This is a genomic window from Advenella sp. (assembly GCF_052108595.1).
Taxonomy (GTDB): domain Bacteria; phylum Pseudomonadota; class Gammaproteobacteria; order Burkholderiales; family Burkholderiaceae_B; genus Advenella.
The window spans coordinates 1-2,107 of record NZ_JBQEAU010000068.1 but is presented as its reverse complement, the minus strand read 5'-3'; the positions used below and the strand labels follow the sequence as shown (position 1 = coordinate 2,107).

The 2,107-nt window shown below is 55.8% G+C and carries 3 protein-coding genes; all 3 read left to right on the top strand.

The window, feature by feature from the left end:
• Nucleotides 1-216 precede the first annotated feature (216 nt).
• Complete coding sequence (rimM, locus tag ACTIKR_RS12945; RefSeq protein WP_442328037.1) at nucleotides 217-807, top strand: ribosome maturation factor RimM; 591 nt, start codon at nucleotides 217-219, stop codon at nucleotides 805-807.
• Nucleotides 807-1,589 carry a tRNA (guanosine(37)-N1)-methyltransferase TrmD gene (gene trmD, locus ACTIKR_RS12940; RefSeq protein WP_442328036.1) on the top strand — a complete coding sequence of 261 codons (783 nt, stop codon included), beginning with the start codon at nucleotides 807-809 and terminating at the stop codon, nucleotides 1,587-1,589. The genes rimM and trmD overlap by 1 nt, the downstream gene beginning before the upstream one ends.
• Nucleotides 1,590-1,783: 194 nt before the next feature.
• A partial coding sequence (locus tag ACTIKR_RS12935) for an MsnO8 family LLM class oxidoreductase (protein WP_442328035.1) occupies nucleotides 1,784-2,107 on the top strand: 324 nt, incomplete at its 3' end.

The following is a 2,107-nucleotide window of genomic DNA, read 5'->3' as shown; positions in this document are numbered from 1 at the left end:
AAGTACTGGCTCTGGCCCTGGCTTCATGCCGGGGCTTTGCCATTTGCGCTGTAGCCATTGGGTAAATCGATTTAACGTAAAATAGATCGTTCGATATTACTGTCCGATAAATCATCTAATAGTCGCATTTGTGGCTGAATCAGCCTGCGAACGCACCTAGCCTGGCACTCCTATTTTGTTTTATCATCATTTGAATTTTCATTGCCTGGAGCTGGAATGAGCACGCTACCCGAGGATCTGGTCGAGCTAGGCCGCATTGTGTCTGCCTATGGCGTCAAGGGAATGGTAAAAATCCAGCCCTATTCAGACGACCGCAGCGCGTTGCTGGATATTGAGCAGTGGTGGCTGGCCCGTGTATCGCCTCGTAATGGCGCGCTGTTGTCTGCGCATACGCCTATTCATGTGCAGCGGGTGCGGGAGCAGGGCGCCGATCTGGTGGCCGCGCTGGAGGGCGTTACTGATCGCGATCAGGCCGAGGCCATGAAAGGCACGTCGATTTTTGCGTCCCGCAGCCTGTTTCCTTCGGCGCCAGACGACGAATATTACTGGGTTGATCTGATCGGCAGCCGGGTCTATCTTGAGGATGGCGGCCAGCTTGCCGGTATTGTCCTGGAAGTGATGGACAATGGCGCGCACGGTTTGTTGCGGGTTGCCCGGCACCAGGCCGATGAACGGGGCGAGCCGGCGCCTATACTCGACGCCAAAGGGCGCGTTCAGGAATGGCTGGTGCCTTTTGTCAGCGAACATGTGCCGGAAGTGGATGTGGCGGCTCGCCGTATTGTTACCCGTTTTCCCCTGGATTTCTAATGCGGTTTGATGTGATTACCCTGTTTCCTGAATTGTTCACGGCGGTGAGCGATTCAGGCGTCACGGGCAGGGCACATCGGCAGGGCATCTGGTCGGTCAATACCTGGAACCCAAGAAGCTACACCACAGACGTGCATCATACGGTCGATGATCGCCCCTATGGTGGTGGGCCTGGTATGGTTATGCTCAGTCAGCCGCTTGAGCGTGCACTGATGGCGGCGCGCTCGCATCAGCAGGCCCAGGGGGTATCGCCGTTACCGGTTATTCTGATGAGCCCCGTAGGGCGTCGTTTTGACCAGGCTGTCGCCCAGTCGCTCGCTGCCACGCCGGGTGCGATTCTGCTTTGTGGCCGCTACGAAGGTATTGATCAGCGCTTTGTCGACCAGTATGTAGACGATGAACTGTCTTTGGGCGATTTTGTGCTCTCGGGCGGAGAAATTGCCGCCATGGCAATCATGGATGCCGTTGTCAGGTTGCTGCCCGAGGTATTACATACGGCCGATTCTGCTATTCAGGATTCTTTTCAGCCGTCATTGTCCGGTCTGCTGGACAGTCCTCATTACACGCGCCCGGAGGTATTTAATGGCGTATCGGTACCCTCGGTGCTGTCCTCGGGTCATCATAAAAATATTGCACGCTGGAGGCGAGAGGCCTCGCTTGCGCTCACTGCCAGCCGTCGCCCGGATCTGATCGATGCTGCCCGGCAAAAGGGCTGGCTGACCGGCGAGGATGAGGCATTTTTGCGAACGCTGTCCTCGGCAAGTAATGGACAGTCATGCTAAGGACAGGGTTTTTGTCGCTTCGGATCTTTGCCTGTATTACTATTGCTTAGTCAACTAATTTTCCGTACAGATCGTTTCGATCAGCCCATGTGCTGCTCATTTGCGTCGCTTGCCCGGCGTAGCGCGCTGATCGTCTGTACTTATACCTTCAGGCCCGTCAAAGGTGCCTGCTGTCTGATTTTTGCGAGGCCGTTGTGATTCCATTTTCAGTATTAGATTTATCTCCCGTCAATGAAGGCGAAACCACCCGCGAAGCGCTACATCATTCCCTGAAGCTGGCGCAGACTGCCGAAAAGCTGGGTTATCGCCGCTTCTGGATGGCCGAACACCACAATATGCCGGGGATTGCCAGTGCGGCGACCTCGGTTGCGCTCGGGTTTATTGCGGGTGGCACGCAATCGATCCGGGTTGGATCGGGCGGCGTCATGTTGCCGAATCATTCGCCACTGGTGATTGCCGAGCAATTTGGTACGCTGGCATCGCTGTATCCAGATCGTATCGATCTGGGGCTTGGTCGT

Excerpts from the sequence above, each read along its gene's own strand:
- trmD (WP_442328036.1), top strand. The coding sequence starts at position 807 with ATGCGGTTTGATGTGATTACCCTGTTTCCTGAATTGTTCACGGCGGTG.
- rimM (WP_442328037.1), top strand. The coding sequence starts at position 217 with ATGAGCACGCTACCCGAGGATCTGGTCGAGCTAGGCCGCATTGTGTCT.